The 255-nt window shown below is 52.5% G+C and carries 1 rRNA gene; it reads left to right on the top strand.

Features of this window, described 5'->3' with window-relative positions:
• Window positions 1–255: ribosomal RNA gene (locus tag KI379_RS33885) — 23S ribosomal RNA — on the top strand; the annotation flags it as partial.

The following is a 255-nucleotide window of genomic DNA, read 5'->3' as shown; positions in this document are numbered from 1 at the left end:
GGAGATAGCTGGTTCTCCCCGAAATAGCTTTAGGGCTAGCCTCGGTGAATAGAGTCGTGGAGGTAGAGCACTGATTGGGTGCGGGGCCCGCAAGGGTTACCAAGCTCAGTCAAACTCCGAATGCCATCGACTTGTAACCGGGAGTCAGACAGTGAGTGCTAAGATCCATTGTCAAAAGGGAAACAGCCCAGACCATCAGCTAAGGTCCCCAAGTGTGTGTTAAGTGGGAAAGGATGTGGAGTTGCACAGACAACC

The organism is Paenibacillus cineris (genome assembly GCF_018333335.1).
Lineage (GTDB): Bacteria > Bacillota > Bacilli > Paenibacillales > Paenibacillaceae > Paenibacillus_AQ > Paenibacillus_AQ favisporus.
Note: the sequence above shows the minus strand (reverse complement) of the source record. Positions and strands in the feature narration are given on the sequence as shown.